Below are 17,641 nucleotides of genomic sequence, written 5' to 3'. Positions count from 1 at the left end.
CGGGTTCCGCGTGGTCGACAGCAGCGTCGAAAGCGATCTGGCCGCGCCGCGGATTTGCGCCGAATTCAGCGAACCGCTCAGCCCCTCGGGCGTCGATTACACCACCTTCGTCAAGCTGCCTGCGCCCGACATGGCGGTCAGCCAGAACGACCGGCAAATCTGTATCGAAGGCGTCGATCACGGCCAGCGGTATGCGATCACCCTGCGGCGGGGGTTGCCCTCGGCCAGCGGCGAGGCGCTGGCCAAAGACGTGACCCTGACCCACTACGTGCGCGACCGCGCGCCCAGCCTGCGCTTTCCGGGGCGGGCCTATGTGCTGCCGAACACCGGGGATGCGGCGCTGCCGATCACCTCGGTCAATCTGCAACAGGCCGACCTGACCCTGTATCGCATCAGCGACCGCAACCTGCTGCGCAGCCTTCAGGACGGGCTGTTCGGTCGCCCGATGTCGGCGTGGGAGCAGGATAATTTCACCGGCAATATCGCCGAGCAGGTCTGGACCGGCAGCGCGGTGTTGCAATCCGAACTGAACCGCGATGTCACCACCCGCCTGCCGCTGGATCAGGCGATTGCCGGGCAATCCGCCGGTATCTATGCGCTTCAGGCCCGCATTCCCGGCGCCGATCCCTATGACAGCCCGCCCGCGACGCAGTGGTTCGTGATCAGCGATCTGGGGTTGGCGACGCTTAGCGGTGCTGATGGGCTGCATGTGTTCGTCCGCAGTCTGGCCAGTGCCGAGGTGAAACCGGGCGTCAAGCTCAGCCTGATGTCCCGCTCGAACCGGGTGCTGGGGCAGGCTAAGACCGATGTGCAGGGCTATGCCCGCTTTGCGCCGGGTCTGGCACTGGGGCGAGACGGGGCCGCACCGGCGATGGTGCTGGCCGAGGATGGCGATCAGGACATCGCCTTTCTGTCGCTGACCGATCCGGCGTTTGATCTGTCGGATCGCGGGGTCGAGGGCCGCGCGCCCGCCGGGCCGATTGACCTGTTCGTGACCACCGATCGCGGTGCTTACCGCGCCGGGGAAACCGTGCATGTCACCGCCTTGGCCCGCGACGGCACCGCGCAGGCCCTGACCGATCTGCCGGTCGTGGCGGTGCTGAACCGCCCTGATGGCGTAGAATACAGCCGCGCGATTTCCGATGGCGGTGTTGCGGGCGGGCATGTGTTCGCCTTTGCGCTGGCCGACGGGGTGCCGCGCGGCACGTGGCGTCTGAACACCTATGCCGACCCGAACGCGCCGCCGCTGGCCAGCCGCGAATTTCTGGTCGAGGATTTCCTGCCCGAGCGGCTGGATTTCAGCCTGACCTTGCCCGACACGCCGCTGCGCGCCGGGGATCGGACGGTGCTGAACCTTCAGGCCGATTACCTGTTCGGCGCTCCGGCGGGCGATCTGCCGATCGAGGGCGAGATCAGCCTGCGCGCCTCGGCGCAACTGGACGCCTATCCGGGCTATCGCTTTGGCCGCCATGACGATCCGTTCCGGCCGCGCACCGCCTATATCGAGACCGACCAGCGCACCGATGCCAGCGGTGCGGCGCAGGTTCCGGTCAGCTTGGGCACGGGCGGCGATTTGCCCGCGAAACCGCTTGAGGCCACGCTGACGCTGCGCTTGTCCGAGGGCTCGGGCCGCCCGGTTGAACGCCGCCTGACCCGCCGCTTGTCGCCGACCACGCCGATGATCGGAATCAAGCCGCGCTTTGATGGTGTGGTGCCTGAAAACACCGAGGCCGCGTTCGACCTGCTGGCCATCGGTCCGGATGAACAGCCGCGCGATATGGCGGTCCGCTGGGCGGTGAACCGGGTGAACACCCGCTATCAGTGGTATCAGCTTTACGGCGCCTGGAACTGGGAGCCGGTCACGACCCGCACCCGCATCGCCAGCGGCGAAACGGTGATGCAGGACGGGCGGCTGGCGGTCTCGGCCCCGGTGGAGTGGGGGCGGTATGAGCTGGTGGTCGAGGAAACCGGCGGCAGCTTTGCCGCGGCCTCGACCGAATTCTATGCCGGGTGGTATGCCCCCGCCGATGTCAGCGACACGCCCGACACGCTGGAGCTGTCGCTGGACCGGCCCGCCTATGCGCCGGGGGATGTGGCAACGGTGCGGATCGTGCCGCGCTATGCCGGTAAGGCGCTGATCACTGTGGTGTCGAACCGGCTGATCGACATGAAGGCCGTGGATCTGGTCGCGGGCGAAAATTCCGTGAGCCTGCCGGTGACCGACGACTGGGGCGCGGGGGCTTATGTCAGTGCGACGCTGATCCGGCCGATGGACGTTGCCGCCGGGCACAATCCGGCACGGGCGCTGGGCCTGTCCTATGCGCCGGTGGCACCGGGCAAACGGCAATTGCAGGCGGCGTTCGATATGCCGACCGAGGCATCGCCGCGCGCGCCGCTGGATGTGGTATTGCAAGTTGCGGGCGCCCAACCCGGCGAAACCGCCTATGCCACGATTGCGGCGGTCGATCTGGGTATCCTGAACCTGACCGGGTTTCAAAGTCCCGATCCGCAAGGCCACTATTTCGGTCAACGCAAGCTGGGCGTCGGGATGCGCGATGTCTATGGGCGGCTGATCGACGGCATGACCGGCGCGATGGGCGAGGTGCGCTCGGGCGGCGATGCCGCGACCGAGATACGGATGCAAGCCCCGCCCCCGACCGAGGAACTGGTTGCCTATTTCAGCGGCCCGGTGACGGTTGGCAAGGATGGCACGGCGCGGGCCTCGTTCGATCTGCCGGCGTTTAACGGCACGGTGCGGCTGATGGCGGTGGTCTGGTCCGAGACCGGGATCGGGCAGGCGCAGACCGATCTGCTGGTGCGCGATCCGGTGGTGGTGACGGCCTCGCTGCCACGGTTCATGGCACCGGGCGACAGCGCGCGGGTGCTGCTTGAGATCATCCATGCCAGCGGCCCGGCAGGGCGGATGGGTCTGGATGTGTCGTCCCAAGGCGTGACGCTGGACAGCACGGCGATTCCGTCAGGGGTGGATCTGGCTGAACAGGGCAAGGCCCGGATCAGCATTCCGATCACCGCGCTTCGGACCGGCACACACAGCCTGCGCGTGGCGCTGACCACGCCGGACGGGCGGCAATTGGTCAAGGATCTGACGCTGCCGGTTCAGGTCGGCGATCCCGAAATCTCGCGCACCAGCCGGTTCACGCTGGCGGCGGGCGACAGTTTTACCTTTGACGCGAATGCGCTGGCCGGGCTACGCGCCGACGGCGCCCGCGCCACGCTGGCCATTGGCCCCATCGCCCGGCTGGATGCGCCGGGGCTGTTGCAGGCGCTGGATCGATACCCCTATGGCTGCACCGAGCAGATCACTTCGAAAGCGCTGCCTTTGCTGTATCTGGATCAGGTCGCGCAGGCGATGGGGCTGGGCACCCGCGACCAGACCGCAACGCGCATCGACCAGGCGATTGCCGAGGTTCTGACCAACCAGTCCTCCAGCGGCGCCTTTGGTCTGTGGCAACCCGATAGCGGCGATTTCTGGTTGGACGCCTATGTCAGCGATTTCCTGTCCCGCGCCAAGGCGCGCGGGTTCGAGGTGCCGCAACCGGCGTTCCGCGCGGCGATGGATAACCTGCGCAATCAGGTGAACTATGCCGCCGATTTCGACGCGGGCGGCGAGGCGCTGGCCTATGCGCTGATGGTTCTTGCGCGCGAGGGTGCGGCGGCGATTGGCGATCTGCGCTATTATGCCGACGTGAAAGGTGATGATTTCGGCACGCCGCTGGCCTCGGCCCAGTTGGGCGCGGCGCTGGCGTTTTATGGCGATCAGACCCGCGCTGACCGGATGTTCGCCCGCGCGGTGGCGCAGGTCGAGGCGGCAAAAGCCCGGCCGCAATCGCTGATCTGGCGGGCCGACTACGGCACATTGCGCCGCGATGCCGCCGGGGTTTTGGCCTTGGCGACTGAGGCTGGCAGCGCCGTGGTCAACCCGGCGGTTCTAAGCGACATGATCGCACCCGACACCTCAGCACGTTCGACGCAAGAGGCGGTCTGGACCCTGCTGGCCGCGAACGCCCTGATCGACAGCGTCGCGTCCGAGGGCTTTGCCGTGAACGGCGTTCCGGCGTCCGGCCCGCTGGTGCGGATGCTGGGGCAGGGCGATGCGGCGGAACAGGTGGTTCGCAACGGTTCCGGCCGCGAGGCGCAGCTGACCCTGACCACGTTCGGCGTGCCTGAACAGCCCCAGCCCAGCGGTGGCAACGGCTATGGCATCCAGCGCCGCTATTACACGCTGGACGGCGATCCGGTCAGCCCGGCGGCGGTGCCTGTGGGCACCCGTCTGGTGACGGTGATCGAGGTGACACCCTTCGATCAGGCCGAGGCCCGGCTGATGATCAGCGACCCGTTGCCTGCCGGGTTCGAGATCGACAATCCCGCACTGCTGAGGGCGGGGGACATCCGGGCGCTTGACTGGATTGAGGTGTTGACCGACCCCGCGCATACCGAATTCCGTCAGGACCGGTTTTTGGCGGCCGTGGACTGGCGTTCGGACGTTGCATTCCGGCTGGCCTATATCGTGCGCGCCGTGACGCCGGGCAGTTATCACCACCCCGCCGCCAGCGTCGAGGACATGTATCGCCCGGATCGCCGTGCGTGGGGCGATACCGGCGCGGTGAACGTCGAATGATCCGCCGTGGCCTGATCCTTGTGCTGGCCCTCCTTTGGGGCGGTGCGCTGGCGCGGGACGGGCTGGACGCTTGGATCGACCGCACCGATCTGCCGCCGCTGGACACCGAGACCTCGGTCGAGGTGCTGGACCGCGACGGCACCTTGCTGCGGGCCTATACGGTGGCCGATGGGCGCTGGCGTCTGGCGGTGACGCCGGACGCAGTCGATCCCGGTTATCTGGAGATGCTGATTGCCTATGAAGACAAGCGGTTCTATCGCCATCACGGCATTGACCCGCTGGCCATGGCACGGGCCGCCGGGCAGGCACTGCGGCGTGGGCAGGTGGTGTCGGGGGCCTCGACCTTGACGATGCAGGTGGCGCGGTTGCTAGAGGACAGCGGCACCGGGCGCTGGCAGGGCAAGCTGCGGCAAATGCGGGTGGCGCTGGCACTAGAGCGGCGGCTGACCAAGGCGCAGATCCTGACGCTGTATCTGAACCGCGCGCCGTTTGGCGGCAATGTCGAAGGGCTGCGGGCGGCGACGCTGGGTTGGTTCGGCAAGCCGCCCCAGCGGCTGACCGCCGCGCAGGCGGCGTTGATGGTGGCGCTGCCGCAATCGCCCGAAACCCGCCGCCCGGATCGCCACCCTGACGTGGCGCGAATAGCGCGGGCGCGGGTGCTGGACCGGTTGTCGGCCAGCGGCGCATTGGCGGCGGACCGGGCGCAGGCGGCGTTGCGCGAACCGATCCCGCGCGATCGCATCGCCTTGCCCGCGCTTGCGCCGCATCTGGCCGACCGGGCGTTGCGCGACAAGCCCGATGCCGGCACGCATCACTTGACGCTGGATGCAGGTCTGCAAGCCGGGATCGAGGCTCTGGCCAGTGCCGCACTGAATGATCGCGGTGCGGAATTGTCGGTGGCGATGGTGATTGCCGACCACCGCACGGGCGCGGTTCTGGCCTCGGTTGGCTCGCCCGGTCTGGGGGCCGAAGCGCGGCAGGGCTATGTCGATATGACGGTGGCGCTGCGCTCGCCCGGATCGACGCTGAAACCGCTGATCTATGGGCTGGCGTTTGGCGATGGGCTGGCCCATCCCGAAACCATCATCACCGACCGCCCGACCAGCTTTGGCGGCTATGCGCCGGGCAATTTCGATGGCCAGTTTCGCGGCGACGTGACCATGCGTCGGGCGCTGGAGCTGTCGCTGAACCTGCCCGCCGTGGTGCTGACCGACGCTTTGGGTCCGGCGCGGCTGATGACCCATTTGCGCCGCGCCGGGATGGTGCCCGAGGTGCCGGGCGGCAAGCCGGGGCTGGCGGTGGCGCTGGGTGGTCTGGGCGTGACGCTTGAGGATCTGGCCCGGCTTTACGCCGCGATTGCCAATGGCGGCCAGCCGGTGCCGCTGCATTGGCGGGCTGGCGATCTGCCGCCCGCGCCGGGGGCGCGGGTTCTGCCCGATGTGGCGGCGTGGCAGGTTGCCGATATTCTGCGCGGCACGCCGACCCCGGCCAATGTCGCGCCGCGCCGGATCGCGTTCAAAACCGGCACCTCGTATGGCCACCGCGATGCCTGGGCCGTGGGCTTTGACGGGGCGCATGTGGTCGCCGTCTGGATGGGGCGCCCGGATGGCACGCCGGTGCCGGGGGCCTTTGGTGGCGAACTGGCCGCGCCGGTGATGTTCGAGGCCTTTGCCCGGATCAAACCCACGCCCACGCCGTTGCGGCCGCCGCCGCCTGCGACCCTGATCGCGTCGAACGCCGAGTTGCCGCAACCGCTACAGCGGTTCCGGGGCCGCGACGCGGTATTCGCCCGTCAGCAAGGCGGGCCGGATCTGATCTTTCCGCCGAATGGCGCCGAATTGGAAAGGGATGCGGCGGGTCTGGTGCTGAAGCTGCGCGATGGCACGCCGCCTTATACCGTTCTGGCCAATGGCGCGCCGTTGGTGACGGGGCTGCGCCGGTTCGAGGTGCAAGTGCCGACGCCGGGGCCGGGCTTTGTTACCTTCACGGTCATAGATGCAAAAGGCCGGACCGCGGAGACCGCGATCCGGCTGAATTAGGTGCCGTTAAAGGCCCGTCGATCAGACGCGTTCGATCGCCAGAGCAATACCCTGACCACCACCGATACACATGGTGACGATGGCTTTCTTGCCGCCGATGCGCTCAAGCTCGTACAGGGCTTTGACGGTCAGGATCGAGCCGGTTGCGCCCAGCGGGTGACCCAGAGCGATCGCGCCGCCGTTCGGGTTGACCTTGGCCGGGTCCAGACCCAGACCCTTGTTCACGGCCAGCGCCTGAGCTGCAAAGGCTTCGTTGCTTTCGATCACGTCGAAATCGGCGACGCTCAGGCCGGTGCGAGCCAACAGGGCTTCGACAGCCGGGATCGGGCCGGTGCCCATGATGTCGGGACGCACGCCCGCAATCGCATAGCCCAGCAGGCGGCCGATCGGCTTGAGACCGGCTTTTTCAGCGGCGTCTTCGCGGGCCAGCACAACGGCAGCAGCGCCATCGTTCAGACCCGAGGCGTTGCCGGCGGTCACCGAACCATCCTTGCGGAAGGCAGGGCGCAGCGCGCCCAGTTTTTCCATGGTGGTGGCCTTGGGATGCTCGTCGGTGTCAAAGTCGACCATGTCGCGCTTGACCTTGACCTGAACCGGCACGATCTGCGACGCAAAGCGGCCTTCCGAGATGGCGCGGGCGGCACGGACCTGGCTTTCCAGAGCGAAGGCATCTTGCTGTTCGCGGGTGACGTCGAACTCGCCAGCGACGTTTTCAGCGGTCACACCCATGTGGCCGGTGCCGAACGGGCAGGTCAGGGCGCCGACCATCATGTCGACGGCGCCGGTATCGCCCATTTTCTGACCCCAGCGGATCGCCGGAACGCTATAGGGCGCACGGCTCATGTTTTCTGCACCACCGGCCAGACCGAAGTCGGCGTCGCCCATCATCAGCGACTGGGCAACCGAAACGATGGCCTGAGCGCCCGACCCGCACAGGCGGTTGACGTTCATTGCCGGGGCGGTGTCCGGAACGCCGGCTTCGATCGAAGCGGCGCGGCTGAGATACATGTCGCGGGGTTCGGTGTTGATGACGTGGCCAAACACGACGTTGCCGATCTGGCCTGCTTCGATGCCTGCGCGCTCGATCGCGGCTTTCGACGCAGTGGCGGCCAGCTGAATAGCCGTGGTGCCTGCCAGCGATCCGCCGAAAGTGCCGATTGCGGTGCGCGCTGCACCAAGAATTACGATGCCGGTCATGCCGATCTCCCTGAAAAGGTTTTTAAGTAGGGCAATCTTTAGCCGTTAAGTTGGTTTTTCGGCAAGCTTTCTAAGCGATATGGCTTCGGGAACGGTCACTTTTTTGAAAAATATTAGTTTAGCTCTGAACTATCTTTGTCAGACTTTGTCGGAATTCAGTCACATTATCGCCGAGCAGGGTCATCAGCTCTGACTGATAGGCATTTGCAATTGGAAGGATTCGACCTAATAAGTCCTGCCCCGAGGGGGTCAGGCTTAGCTGAACCAGACGCCGGTCGGCGGCATCTGTGACCTTCAGGATATAGCCCGCCGCCTCAAGCCGGGTCGCTGCGCGCGACACTTTGGACTTGTCCATATCGACCCGCGCATGGATTTCCCGCACCGACACCGCGCCCGCCTGAGACAGATGCGCCAGAACCCGCCATTCGGGGATCGACAGGCCGAATTCGCGGCGATAACGCTCGGCGAAATCGCGGCTGACCCGGGCGGCGGCGACCGATAATTGGTAGGGCAGAAAGCTGTTCAAATCGAATTCATTCATGTCACTGATAATTACGATCCATACCTAACGGTCAAGCGTCCAGCGTATCCAAAACCTGCGCAATGCGACCGCGTAGCCAAGTATGCGCTGGATTCAGGGTCGAGCGTTTGTGCCAGACCATGCACAGTTCGACCGGCGTGACCGGAATCGGCGCGGCATAGACCTCTAGCCCGAAGGGGCGGGCGATGCGCTCGGCCACCTGATGCGGCACCAGCGCCAGAAAGTCACTGCGTGAGACCGCGCCGCACACGCCCATGAAAACCGGCATCGTCATCACCACCTTGCGCTTGTGACCAGCGCGGGCCAACGCCGCGTCGCCCATGCCGGTCAGGCGGCCTTCGGGCGAAAACAGCACATGCCCGACTGAGCAGAACAGGTCGATCGGGATCTCCTGACCCGGACGGATCCCCGCCCGCGCCAGATGTGAATTCCCGGCCCGCGCGATCGGCACCAGTCGGGCGGTGAACATCACCTCGTAATCGACCCATTCCGGCATGTCGGTCTTGGGGATCAGCGCCAGATCGACCGACCGGCTTTCCAGCGATTTGACGTAATTGTCCGGCACCAGATCGACCAGCTGGATAACCACCCCCGGCGCCGCCTGAGACATTTCCTCGGCCAATGGCGGCATCAGTAATTGCGCAAAGAAATCCGAGCCGGAAATCTTGAACGTATGCCGCGCCCGGTTCGGGTCGAAATCCAGCGGCCCGGACAGCAACTGCTGGATCTGGTCCAGCGCACTATGCAGCGGAATTTCCAGTGTGCGGGCAAAGTCGGTGGCGACCAGATGCTGCCCCTGCCGCACGAACAACGGATCACCCAGCGCATGACGCAACCGCCCCAGCGCCGCCGAAACCGCAGGCTGCGACAGGCCGATGCGTTGACCGGCGCGCACGGTTGATCCTTCGCGCAACAGCGCATCCAGAACCCGCAGCAGATTGAGATCGAACTGTAATAAATTCATGTCATCAATATATCGTATAAAATGAATTGGTTTAATAAATTTATAAGAGTCTGGCAAACTGCCCCCGTGTTCGCCGGATGGCGGATGCGCAAAAGGGAAAAACACAACTTGCGCCAGGGAAACGCGCAAAAATGAGAGGAATTCCATTCTATTTCTTCGCCGCAGCGGTGCTGAGCGTCACCGCCGGCATGGGGTTGGGAATCTTCATGGCGGCATCGCAGAATCACACGATGGCCGGGGCGCATGCGCATCTGAACTTGGTCGGCTGGGCAACGATGGCGCTGTTCGGCATCTATTATCGCCTGACCCCGCATGCCGCCGAGGCCGGTCTGGCCAAGCTGCATCTGGCGCTGGCGCTGCTCGGCGTCGTGACCATGATTCCGGGGATTGCACTGGCGCTTTTGGAAAAGGGCGAAGGGCTGGCCGTCATCGGGTCGCTTATCACTGCGGCTTCGATGCTGGTGTTCCTGTTCACCGTGCTGAAAAACGGCTTTGGCGCGCGGGCCTGAGCGCCGCCACCCTGAATGAAAAAGGCCCGCCGCAAGTGTTGCGGCGGGCCTAAATCCGGATCGGTCAGCGACGCTTAGACGTCGAACCGCAGCGGGCGCACCTGCTGGAACAGGCCAGTTTCGCGCAGCGCCGACAGAGCGCTTTCTTTCACCGGCTCGTCCACATACAGCAGCGCGATCGCGCTATCGCCAACGGCGGTGCGGCCAAGGGTGAAGTTGGCGATGTTGACGCTGTGGTCACCCAGAATGCCGCCCAGCGTGCCGATGATGCCCGGAACGTCCTGGTTGGTGGTGTACAGCATGTGCTCGCCGATCTCGGCGTCGATGTTGATGCCTTTGATCTGGATAAAGCGCGGTTTGCCGTCCGAGAACACGGTGCCGGCGATCGAACGCTCTTTCGTCGGGGTTTTGATCGACAGCTTGATATAGCCTTCGAACACGCCCGATGCCTCTTGCGTGGTTTTCGAGATCTGCATGCCGCGCTCGCGGGCGACGACCGGGGCCGACACCATGTTCACGTCGGGGTTCACCGACTTCATGATGCCCGCAACCGCACCGCATTCCAGCGCAGCAAGGTTCATCGTCGCGGCAACGCCGTCGAAGGTGATGTTCAGTTCTTCCACCGGCTCATCGGTCAGCTGGCCGATGAAGGCGCCCAGATGCTCGGCCAGTTTCAGCCACGGACCCATGACTTTGGCTTCTTCAGCGGTCACCGACGGCATGTTCAGCGCGTTGGTCACGGCGCCTGTCAGCAGGTAGTCCGACATCTGTTCGGCCACTTGCAGCGCCACGTTTTCCTGCGCTTCCGAGGTCGAGGCGCCAAGGTGCGGCGTGCAGACCACGTTCGGCAGGCCGAACAGCACGTTTTCAGTGGCCGGTTCAACCGAGAACACGTCGAAGCCCGCACCGGCGACATGGCCGGATTTCAGCAGTTCGGCCAGCGCTTCTTCGTCAACCAGACCGCCACGGGCACAGTTGATGATGCGCACGCCTTTCTTGGTCTTGGCAAGGTTCTCTTTCGACAGGATGTTGCGGGTGCTATCGGTCAGCGGCACGTGCAGGGTGATGAAATCGGCGCGCTTCAGCAGCTCGTCCAGTTCAACCTTTTCGACGCCCATCTTGTCGGCTTTCTCTTCCGACAGGAACGGATCATAGGCGATGACTTTCATCTTCAGGCCGCGGGCGCGGTCACAGACGATGCCACCGATGTTGCCGGCGCCGATAACGCCAAGGGTCTTGCTGGTCAGCTCGACACCCATGAATTTCGACTTTTCCCATTTCCCGGCGTGGGTCGAGGCGCTGGCCTCGGGGATCTGACGGGCAACGGCGAACATCATCGCGATGGCGTGCTCGGCGGTGGTGATCATGTTGCCGAACGGCGTGTTCATGACGATCACGCCTTTTTTCGACGCGGCAACCTTGTCGACGTTGTCAGTGCCGATACCGGCGCGGGCGACGACTTTCAGGTTGGTGGCGTGCTCAAGCAGCTTTTCGGTCACCTTGGTGGCCGAGCGGATCGCCAGACCGTCATAGTCGCCAATCGCGGCGGCCAGAGCGTCTTTGTCTTTGCCCAGCTCGGGGCGGAAATCGACGTCGATGCCGCGGTCCCGGAAGATCTGGACGGCGGTTTCGGACAGTTTGTCGGATACGAGAACTTTGGGTGCCATGGTTTCAGGCTCCTTCATTACGAGATCTGAGAGGGGCGCGGCCCGATGCGCGGGCCGCGAAGAGATTACAGAGCGGCGATCTCGGCTTCAAAAGCCCAGTTCAGCCACGGCATCAGCGCCTCGATATCCGAGGTCTCGACCGTGCCGCCACACCAGATGCGCAGACCGGCAGGGGCGTCGCGATAGGCGCCGACATCCAAAGCAACGCCTTCGTTTTCCAACCGCTTGGCAACGGCCTTGGCGAAAACGGCGCCATCGGTGATGCGCGGATCGGTGAACTTGACGCAGACGCTGGTGTTCGAGCGGATCGCCGGGTCAGCGGCAAGGAACTCGATCCAGTCGTGGCTGTCGACAAACGCGGCGATTGCGGCGGTGTTGGCATCGGCGCGGGCGATCAGCCCTTTCAGGCCGCCAACCGACTTGGCCCAATCCAGCGCGACGAGGTAATCCTCGACCGCCAGCATCGACGGGGTGTTGATGGTCTCGCCGACGAAAATGCCTTCGATCAGCTTGCCGCCCTTGGTCATGCGGAAGATTTTCGGCATCGGCCATGCGGGGGTATAGCTTTCCAGACGCTCGACAGCGCGCGGGCTGAGAACCAGCATACCGTGCGCGGCTTCGCCACCCAGAACTTTTTGCCAGCTGAACGTGGTCACATCCAGTTTGTCCCACGGCAGGTCCATTGCGAAAGCGGCCGAGGTGGCGTCGCAGATGGTCAGACCGTCGCGGTCAGCAGGGATCCAGTCGCCGTTCGGAACCCGCACACCCGAGGTGGTGCCGTTCCAGGTAAAGACGACGTCATTGTTGAAATCGACCGAGGCCAGATCGACAATCTCGCCATAACCGGCGGTTTTGACTTCGGCGTCGATCTTCAGCTGTTTCACCACATCGGTGACCCAGCCCGAACCAAACGATTCCCAAGCCAGCATCTCGGCCTTGCGGGCGCCCAGCAGCGACCACATCGCCATTTCAACCGCGCCGGTATCCGAGGCGGGCACGATGCCGATACGGTAATCGGCGGGGATGCCCAGAACCTCGCGGGTGGTTTCGATAGCGGCCTTCAGCTTGGCCTTGCCCACGGCAGCACGGTGCGAGCGGCCCAAAGGCGCATCAGCCAGCTTATCGAGGGAGAACGTCGGAATCTTGGCGCAGGGGCCAGACGAGAAGCGCGGGTTTGCCGGGCGCGCGACCGGAGCATCAATAGCCATTCTGGTATCCTTCCAGATATGTGCCCCTCGTTGGGGAGGGGTGTCCCGTCGCCGCATGTAGGACTGATCTGGCTCTGGCGCAAGAGAAAAAGCTGCGCTATTGCGCCTCATACGACGAAAGTTCCCGATCCGGCTCAGACGACTGAAAGCGACCGACATGTATACTGCGACACTGCTGACCAACCCCGCCAACCCGGCGCTTGATTCCACCACGGTTCAGGCGCTGCGCAATGCGTGGGGCGGGGGTGATGCGCACTGGTTGGACGCTGAAATCGCTGCGGAATTTCCGATTGCCGAGGTGCCGGGCAACCGCTGGGATGTCTGGGCCGATATGCAGGCGCTGGGCGTCGATCTGGTGGTTCAGCCGACCGAGGGCCGCCGTAAGAAAATGCTGCTGGCCGATATGGACAGCACGATGATTCAGCAGGAATGCATCGACGAACTGGCCGATGTGGCCGGTGTCGGCGCGCGGGTCAAGGACATCACTGCCCGCGCGATGAATGGCGAACTGGATTTCGAAGGCGCGCTGCGCGAACGGGTCGGCTTGCTGGCCGGGCTTGATTCGGGGGTGATCGATCAGGTGCTGAACACCCGCATCACTTTTATGCCCGGGGGCGCGCAATTGCTGGCGACGATGAAGGCCAACGGCGCCTATGCGGCGCTGGTCTCGGGCGGGTTCACCGCCTTTACCGCGCGCGTTGCCCATACGCTGGGCTTTGACGAAAACCGCGCCAACACCCTGTTGATCGAGGACGGCAAGCTGACCGGCAAGGTCGCTGATCCGATCCTCGGGCGCGAGGCCAAGGTTGCCGCGCTGCATGATATCAGCGCCCGTCTGGGACTGGATCATGCCGAGGTCATGGCCGTCGGCGACGGGGCCAACGATCTGGGGATGCTGGGCCTTGCCGGCGCCGGGGTGGCGCTGCATGCCAAGCCCTCGGTGGCCGCCCAATGCGATATCCGCATCAACCACGGCGACCTGACCGCGCTGCTGTATATTCAGGGCTATGCCCGCGACGAATTCGTCGGCTGAGCCTTCATTTAATTAAAAAGTTAAATAACGCTTTGCGAAAATAGGGAATCGGCCCATCCTGTCTGAATGATGGATTTACCGAAAACCTTTGCCGCCTTGTCCGACGCGACCCGCTTTGCCATCGTGGAAAAGCTGTTGACCGATGGCGCCCAGCCTGCGGGCGATCTGGCGCAGGTCTCTGACATTTCCGCCCCGGCGATTTCGCGCCACCTGAAGGTGCTGCGCGAGGCCGGGGTGATCAGCCAGACCGTTCAGGGCCAGCACCGGATCTACGCCGTGCGCCCCGAAGCGATGCAGGCGATCTCGGGCTGGACGATTTCTCATCGCAGGTTTTGGGAGGGCAGCCTGAACCGGCTGGCCGCCGCGCTGGATGATCTGGAGGACAAGACATGAGCGATCTCAGGCTGGAACGCAGCTTTGCCGTCGCGCCGGAAACATTGTTCACGTGGATCACCGCGCCTGATAAGCTGGTGCAGTGGTTCGGGCCGGAAGGTGTCGATCTGACCGATCACCAGATGGATTTCACCCGCACCGGGCCATGGGTCGCGGTGATGGTCGGGCGCGAAAGCGGTCAGCGGTTCAAGGTCTCGGGCCATGTCACCCATGTCGATCCGCCGCGCTCGGTCGGGTTTACGTGGGGCTGGCATGACGACGCCGATCAGCGCGGCGATGAAAGCCATGTTACCCTTAGCGTGACCGCGACCGATGGCGGTGCGCAGCTGGTGCTGGATCACCGCGATCTGACCGATGCAGAGGCGGCCCGGAACCACAGGACTGGCTGGGTCTCGACCCTGAGGAAACTGGAAAAACTTGTTGTGTCATAAGGAGGTTGAAGATGGCTAAATTCTTGTTCGCATATCACGGCGGTGCCGCACCGCAGAGCCCGGAAGAGGGGCAAAAGGTCATGGCCGCGTGGATGAGCTGGTTCGGTGGACTGGGGGCCGCTGTTCTGGATGGCGGCAATCCGGTGGGGCAATCCTATACCGTGTCGCCCGGCGGCGTGGCCGATAATGGCGGTGCCAATCCGGTCTCGGGCTATTCGCTGATCGAGGCGGCCGATCTGGACGCAGCACTGGCGATGGCCAAGGACTGTCCGATGGTGGTTGACGGGTCGGGCTCGGTCGAGGTGGCGCAGGCCCTCGACATGTAGGCCTTAGGCAAACACATCCGGCGCGGGGCGCAGAAACCCGGTTTCGATCCCGCGCCAGTTCTTTGTCACCGGCATCAGGTATTTCTGCACGCGCGGATCCTGTGCCGACACCACACCCATCCGCACCAAAAGCATCGCGATCGCGCATTCCGAGGCCCGCGTCGCGCCGTCCGAGATTTTCAGCGCGATGCCAAGTTTCTGCTGCGGCAGGATCGCGACATAAACGCCCTCGGCCCCGGTTTTCACCGCGGCCTGCCCGTCGGCGGCGCGCATCAGATCGGTGCAGCATTTGCCCTCGCCCGCGACCAGCGCCGGATAGGCGATCATCGCATCCCGCAACTGGGCCGCTGCCCGTTCACGCATCGTGGTGCCGTCCGCCCGCGCCCCGGCATAAAACGCCATCGCACGGCCCAGACCGTAAAGGGTGGTGCCGAAATTCGGGGCCGAGCAACCGTCGATGCCATAGCCGGGGCTGGGCGCGCCGGTGATGTCCTCGAACGCTTCGCGCACCGCGATCTGCACCGGGTGGTCGGGATCGACATAATCCGGCCCGGCGCCCAGATGTTTGGTCAGCGTCAGAAAGCCCGCATGTTTGCCCGAGCAATTGTTGTGGACCTGACAAGGATGACCGCCCGAGCGGATCATCTCGACCTTGGTCTCGCGGTGGCGCGGGCTTTCAGCGCCGCAGCGAAAGTCGTCATCGTCCAGACCCAGATCAGCGATCCAGCGCCCGACCAGATCGGTATGCATCGGCGCGGCGATATGCGAGGCGCAGGCGATCGCAAGCTGGTCTTGTCGCAGACCAAAGGCCTTGGCCGCGCCGCTTTCGACCAGCGGCAGCGCCTGTATCATCTTGGCCGACGACCGCGGCAGGATCACCTGATGCGGCTCGCCCCACGCGGCGACGATGGCGCCCGAGGCATGGCAAATCACCGCCTGCCCGCGATGCAGGGATTCGGCGAAGGGACCACGCCAGACTTCGACCATTGGAATATCGCGTGTCATTCAGGTTGCCCCGGCCCTTAACTTGGCAAATTTCCGCCAACAGGGCTTTCAAATTTCGGCTGATTTACGTTAATCTGTGGTTATCGAGTTGAAAAGTGCTGCATCACCCGAAATGGTCCGGGAAACGGACAGACTGATGCAGATCAGAGGCAATCACAGCTTGGAGGCTGTAGAAACATGAAATTCTGGATGAAACGCGGTATTGCCAGCGGAATCGTGGCTTTGGCAGCAGTGACGGCGCATGCGCAATCGGCGTCGGAAAATCGCGTCGATGTTCAGACCGACTGGAACGTCTTTGCCGAACCGCCTGCGTCGCCCAGTGAATGCTGGGGCGTGGCCATCCCGAAAGAGACGGTGAACACCGACCCGAATGGCCGGATCAAGGCGGTGCGCCGCAGCGATATCCTGCTGTTCGTCACCTACCGTCCCAAGAATGGCGTCAAGGGCGAGGTCAGCTTTACCGGCGGCTATCCTTTCGCCAAGGATTCGTTCGTCGAGATGGAAATCGGCGATGCCAAGTTCCAGCTGTTCACCGATGGTGAATGGGCCTGGCCGGCCAGCAAAAGCGACGATGACAAGATTCTGGCGGCGATGAAACGTGGCTCGTCCGCGATTCTGACCGCGCATTCCGACCGCGGCACTGTCACCAAGGACACGTTCTCGTTGCTTGGGTTTACCGCCGCGACGGATTCGGCTGAAAAATACTGCGGCGGCTGAGTATTTATCTGACCGCCCGAATCCTGTAAGAAGCGCGACTTGATCGACGGAGACGCGCCAGATGACCATTACGCAGGATGTAGTCACCATACCCCGCAAGCAGCCCGAGGGCGGCAAGGTGAACCTTATCGGGCTCACCCGTGACCAGTTGCACGAGGTTCTGATCGCTCATGGCACGCCCGAGCGGCAGGCCAAGATGCGGGTCGGGCAGATCTGGCAATGGATGTATCAGAAGGGCGTGCGCGATTTCGCGACGATGACCAACCTGTCCAAGGATTATCGCGCGCTGCTGGAAGACCAGTTCTGCCTGAGCATCCCCGAGGTCGTGTCGCGTCATGTCTCGGCCGATGGCACCCGGAAATATCTGGTGCGGATCGCTGGCGGTCACGAAGTCGAAACCGTTTATATCCCCGATGACGGGCGCGGGACGCTGTGCATTTCGTCTCAGGTCGGGTGCACGCTGACCTGTTCGTTCTGCCATACCGGCACGCAAAAGCTGGTGCGCAACCTGACCGCCGCCGAGATCATCGGGCAGGTCATGCTGGCCCGCGACGATCTGGGCGAATGGCCCGAGATCGGCAAAGCCCCCAAGGACGAGGCCCGGCTGTTGTCGAATATCGTGCTGATGGGCATGGGCGAGCCGCTGTATAATTTCGATGCCGTGCGTGATGCGATGAAGATCGCCATGGATAACGAAGGCATCTCGCTGTCGCGCCGCCGCATCACCCTGTCCACCAGCGGTGTCGTGCCGGAAATCGCCCGCACCGCCGAGGAAATCGGCTGTCTGCTGGCGATCAGCTTTCACGCCACCACGGACGAGGTGCGCGACAAGCTGGTGCCGATCAACAAGAAATGGAACATCAAGACCCTGCTGGACGCGCTGCGGGCCTATCCCAAGCTTAGCAATTCGGAACGCATCACCTTTGAATACGTGATGCTGAAAGACGTGAACGACAGCGACGCCGACGCCCG

The 17,641-nt window shown here is 64.0% G+C and carries 15 protein-coding genes; 9 read left to right on the top strand and 6 right to left on the bottom strand.

What is annotated here, in order from left to right:
• A partial coding sequence (locus tag ABYW26_RS01610) for an alpha-2-macroglobulin (RefSeq protein ID WP_372602961.1) occupies nucleotides 1-4,639 on the top strand: 4,639 nt, incomplete at its 5' end.
• Complete coding sequence (gene pbpC, locus ABYW26_RS01605; RefSeq protein ID WP_372602960.1) at nucleotides 4,636-6,678, top strand: penicillin-binding protein 1C; 2,043 nt, start codon at nucleotides 4,636-4,638, stop codon at nucleotides 6,676-6,678. The genes ABYW26_RS01610 and pbpC, both read left to right, overlap by 4 nt.
• Nucleotides 6,679-6,699: 21 nt before the next feature.
• Here pbpC and ABYW26_RS01600 read toward each other — a convergent pair whose 3' ends face one another.
• The 3 genes from ABYW26_RS01600 to ABYW26_RS01590 form a co-directional block, all read right to left on the bottom strand.
• The gene (locus ABYW26_RS01600) at nucleotides 6,700-7,875 is read right to left on the bottom strand and encodes an acetyl-CoA C-acyltransferase family protein (RefSeq protein ID WP_372602959.1); all 1,176 of its coding nucleotides are present in this window, start codon (nucleotides 7,873-7,875) and stop codon (nucleotides 6,700-6,702) included.
• Between the two features lie 118 nt (nucleotides 7,876-7,993).
• A complete protein-coding gene (locus ABYW26_RS01595; RefSeq protein ID WP_372602958.1) occupies nucleotides 7,994-8,416 on the bottom strand; it encodes a MarR family winged helix-turn-helix transcriptional regulator in 423 nt (140 codons plus the stop codon).
• 31 nt (nucleotides 8,417-8,447) lie between these two features.
• On the bottom strand, nucleotides 8,448-9,380 hold the full coding sequence (locus ABYW26_RS01590) for a LysR family transcriptional regulator (protein WP_372602957.1): 933 nt from the start codon (nucleotides 9,378-9,380) through the stop codon (nucleotides 8,448-8,450).
• 131 nt (nucleotides 9,381-9,511) lie between these two features.
• Here ABYW26_RS01590 and ABYW26_RS01585 point away from each other — a divergent pair, with 131 nt between their 5' ends.
• The gene (locus ABYW26_RS01585) at nucleotides 9,512-9,889 is read left to right on the top strand and encodes a hypothetical protein (protein WP_372602956.1); all 378 of its coding nucleotides are present in this window, start codon (nucleotides 9,512-9,514) and stop codon (nucleotides 9,887-9,889) included.
• Nucleotides 9,890-9,963: 74 nt separating this feature from the next.
• On the opposite strand, the gene serA is transcribed toward ABYW26_RS01585, so the two are convergent.
• Together serA and ABYW26_RS01575 are read right to left on the bottom strand one after the other, a co-directional pair.
• Nucleotides 9,964-11,556 carry a phosphoglycerate dehydrogenase gene (gene serA, locus ABYW26_RS01580; RefSeq protein WP_372602955.1) on the bottom strand — a complete coding sequence of 531 codons (1,593 nt, stop codon included), beginning with the start codon at nucleotides 11,554-11,556 and terminating at the stop codon, nucleotides 9,964-9,966.
• A 65-nt stretch (nucleotides 11,557-11,621) separates the two neighbouring features.
• The gene (locus tag ABYW26_RS01575) at nucleotides 11,622-12,764 is read right to left on the bottom strand and encodes a phosphoserine transaminase (protein ID WP_372602953.1); all 1,143 of its coding nucleotides are present in this window, start codon (nucleotides 12,762-12,764) and stop codon (nucleotides 11,622-11,624) included.
• A 157-nt stretch (nucleotides 12,765-12,921) separates the two neighbouring features.
• Here ABYW26_RS01575 and serB point away from each other — a divergent pair, with 157 nt between their 5' ends.
• The 4 genes from serB (at nucleotide 12,922) to ABYW26_RS01555 (ending at nucleotide 14,947) form a co-directional block, all read left to right on the top strand.
• A complete protein-coding gene (serB, locus tag ABYW26_RS01570; protein ID WP_372602952.1) occupies nucleotides 12,922-13,797 on the top strand; it encodes a phosphoserine phosphatase SerB in 876 nt (291 codons plus the stop codon).
• Between the two features lie 66 nt (nucleotides 13,798-13,863).
• Entirely contained in the window at nucleotides 13,864-14,190 is a 327-nt protein-coding gene (locus ABYW26_RS01565) for an ArsR/SmtB family transcription factor (protein WP_372602951.1), read from the top strand.
• The gene (locus ABYW26_RS01560) at nucleotides 14,187-14,621 is read left to right on the top strand and encodes an SRPBCC domain-containing protein (protein ID WP_372602949.1); all 435 of its coding nucleotides are present in this window, start codon (nucleotides 14,187-14,189) and stop codon (nucleotides 14,619-14,621) included. Before ABYW26_RS01565 ends, ABYW26_RS01560 begins: the two co-directional genes overlap by 4 nt.
• 11 nt (nucleotides 14,622-14,632) lie before the next feature.
• On the top strand, nucleotides 14,633-14,947 hold the full coding sequence (locus ABYW26_RS01555) for a hypothetical protein (protein WP_372602948.1): 315 nt from the start codon (nucleotides 14,633-14,635) through the stop codon (nucleotides 14,945-14,947).
• A 3-nt stretch (nucleotides 14,948-14,950) separates the two neighbouring features.
• Here ABYW26_RS01555 and ABYW26_RS01550 read toward each other — a convergent pair whose 3' ends face one another.
• Nucleotides 14,951-15,952: an asparaginase gene (locus ABYW26_RS01550; protein WP_372602947.1), complete on the bottom strand. Its 1,002-nt coding sequence runs from the start codon at nucleotides 15,950-15,952 to the stop codon at nucleotides 14,951-14,953.
• Between the two features lie 177 nt (nucleotides 15,953-16,129).
• Between ABYW26_RS01550 and ABYW26_RS01545 the strand changes: the two genes are divergently transcribed.
• Entirely contained in the window at nucleotides 16,130-16,669 is a 540-nt protein-coding gene (locus ABYW26_RS01545) for a hypothetical protein (protein WP_372602946.1), read from the top strand.
• A 61-nt stretch (nucleotides 16,670-16,730) separates the two neighbouring features.
• Nucleotides 16,731-17,641, top strand: a 911-nt coding sequence (rlmN, locus tag ABYW26_RS01540; protein WP_372602945.1) for a 23S rRNA (adenine(2503)-C(2))-methyltransferase RlmN, incomplete at its 3' end; no start/stop codon positions are given.

The organism is Actibacterium sp., assembly GCF_041584535.1.
Lineage (GTDB): Bacteria > Pseudomonadota > Alphaproteobacteria > Rhodobacterales > Rhodobacteraceae > Actibacterium_D.
Note: the sequence above shows the minus strand (reverse complement) of the source record. Positions and strands in the feature narration are given on the sequence as shown.

What these genes read in the sequence shown, in the direction of transcription:
- ABYW26_RS01585 (WP_372602956.1), top strand. Translation starts at nt 9,512, where the DNA reads ATGAGAGGAATTCCATTCTATTTCTTCGCCGCAGCGGTGCTGAGCGTC.
- ABYW26_RS01600 (WP_372602959.1), bottom strand. Translation starts at nt 7,875, where the DNA reads ATGACCGGCATCGTAATTCTTGGTGCAGCGCGCACCGCAATCGGCACT.
- ABYW26_RS01575 (WP_372602953.1), bottom strand. Translation starts at nt 12,764, where the DNA reads ATGGCTATTGATGCTCCGGTCGCGCGCCCGGCAAACCCGCGCTTCTCG.
- serB (WP_372602952.1), top strand. Translation starts at nt 12,922, where the DNA reads ATGTATACTGCGACACTGCTGACCAACCCCGCCAACCCGGCGCTTGAT.
- serA (WP_372602955.1), bottom strand. Translation starts at nt 11,556, where the DNA reads ATGGCACCCAAAGTTCTCGTATCCGACAAACTGTCCGAAACCGCCGTC.
- ABYW26_RS01560 (WP_372602949.1), top strand. Translation starts at nt 14,187, where the DNA reads ATGAGCGATCTCAGGCTGGAACGCAGCTTTGCCGTCGCGCCGGAAACA.
- ABYW26_RS01590 (WP_372602957.1), bottom strand. Translation starts at nt 9,380, where the DNA reads ATGAATTTATTACAGTTCGATCTCAATCTGCTGCGGGTTCTGGATGCG.
- ABYW26_RS01595 (WP_372602958.1), bottom strand. Translation starts at nt 8,416, where the DNA reads ATGAATGAATTCGATTTGAACAGCTTTCTGCCCTACCAATTATCGGTC.
- pbpC (WP_372602960.1), top strand. Translation starts at nt 4,636, where the DNA reads ATGATCCGCCGTGGCCTGATCCTTGTGCTGGCCCTCCTTTGGGGCGGT.
- ABYW26_RS01565 (WP_372602951.1), top strand. Translation starts at nt 13,864, where the DNA reads ATGATGGATTTACCGAAAACCTTTGCCGCCTTGTCCGACGCGACCCGC.
- ABYW26_RS01550 (WP_372602947.1), bottom strand. Translation starts at nt 15,952, where the DNA reads ATGACACGCGATATTCCAATGGTCGAAGTCTGGCGTGGTCCCTTCGCC.
- ABYW26_RS01555 (WP_372602948.1), top strand. Translation starts at nt 14,633, where the DNA reads ATGGCTAAATTCTTGTTCGCATATCACGGCGGTGCCGCACCGCAGAGC.
- ABYW26_RS01545 (WP_372602946.1), top strand. Translation starts at nt 16,130, where the DNA reads ATGAAATTCTGGATGAAACGCGGTATTGCCAGCGGAATCGTGGCTTTG.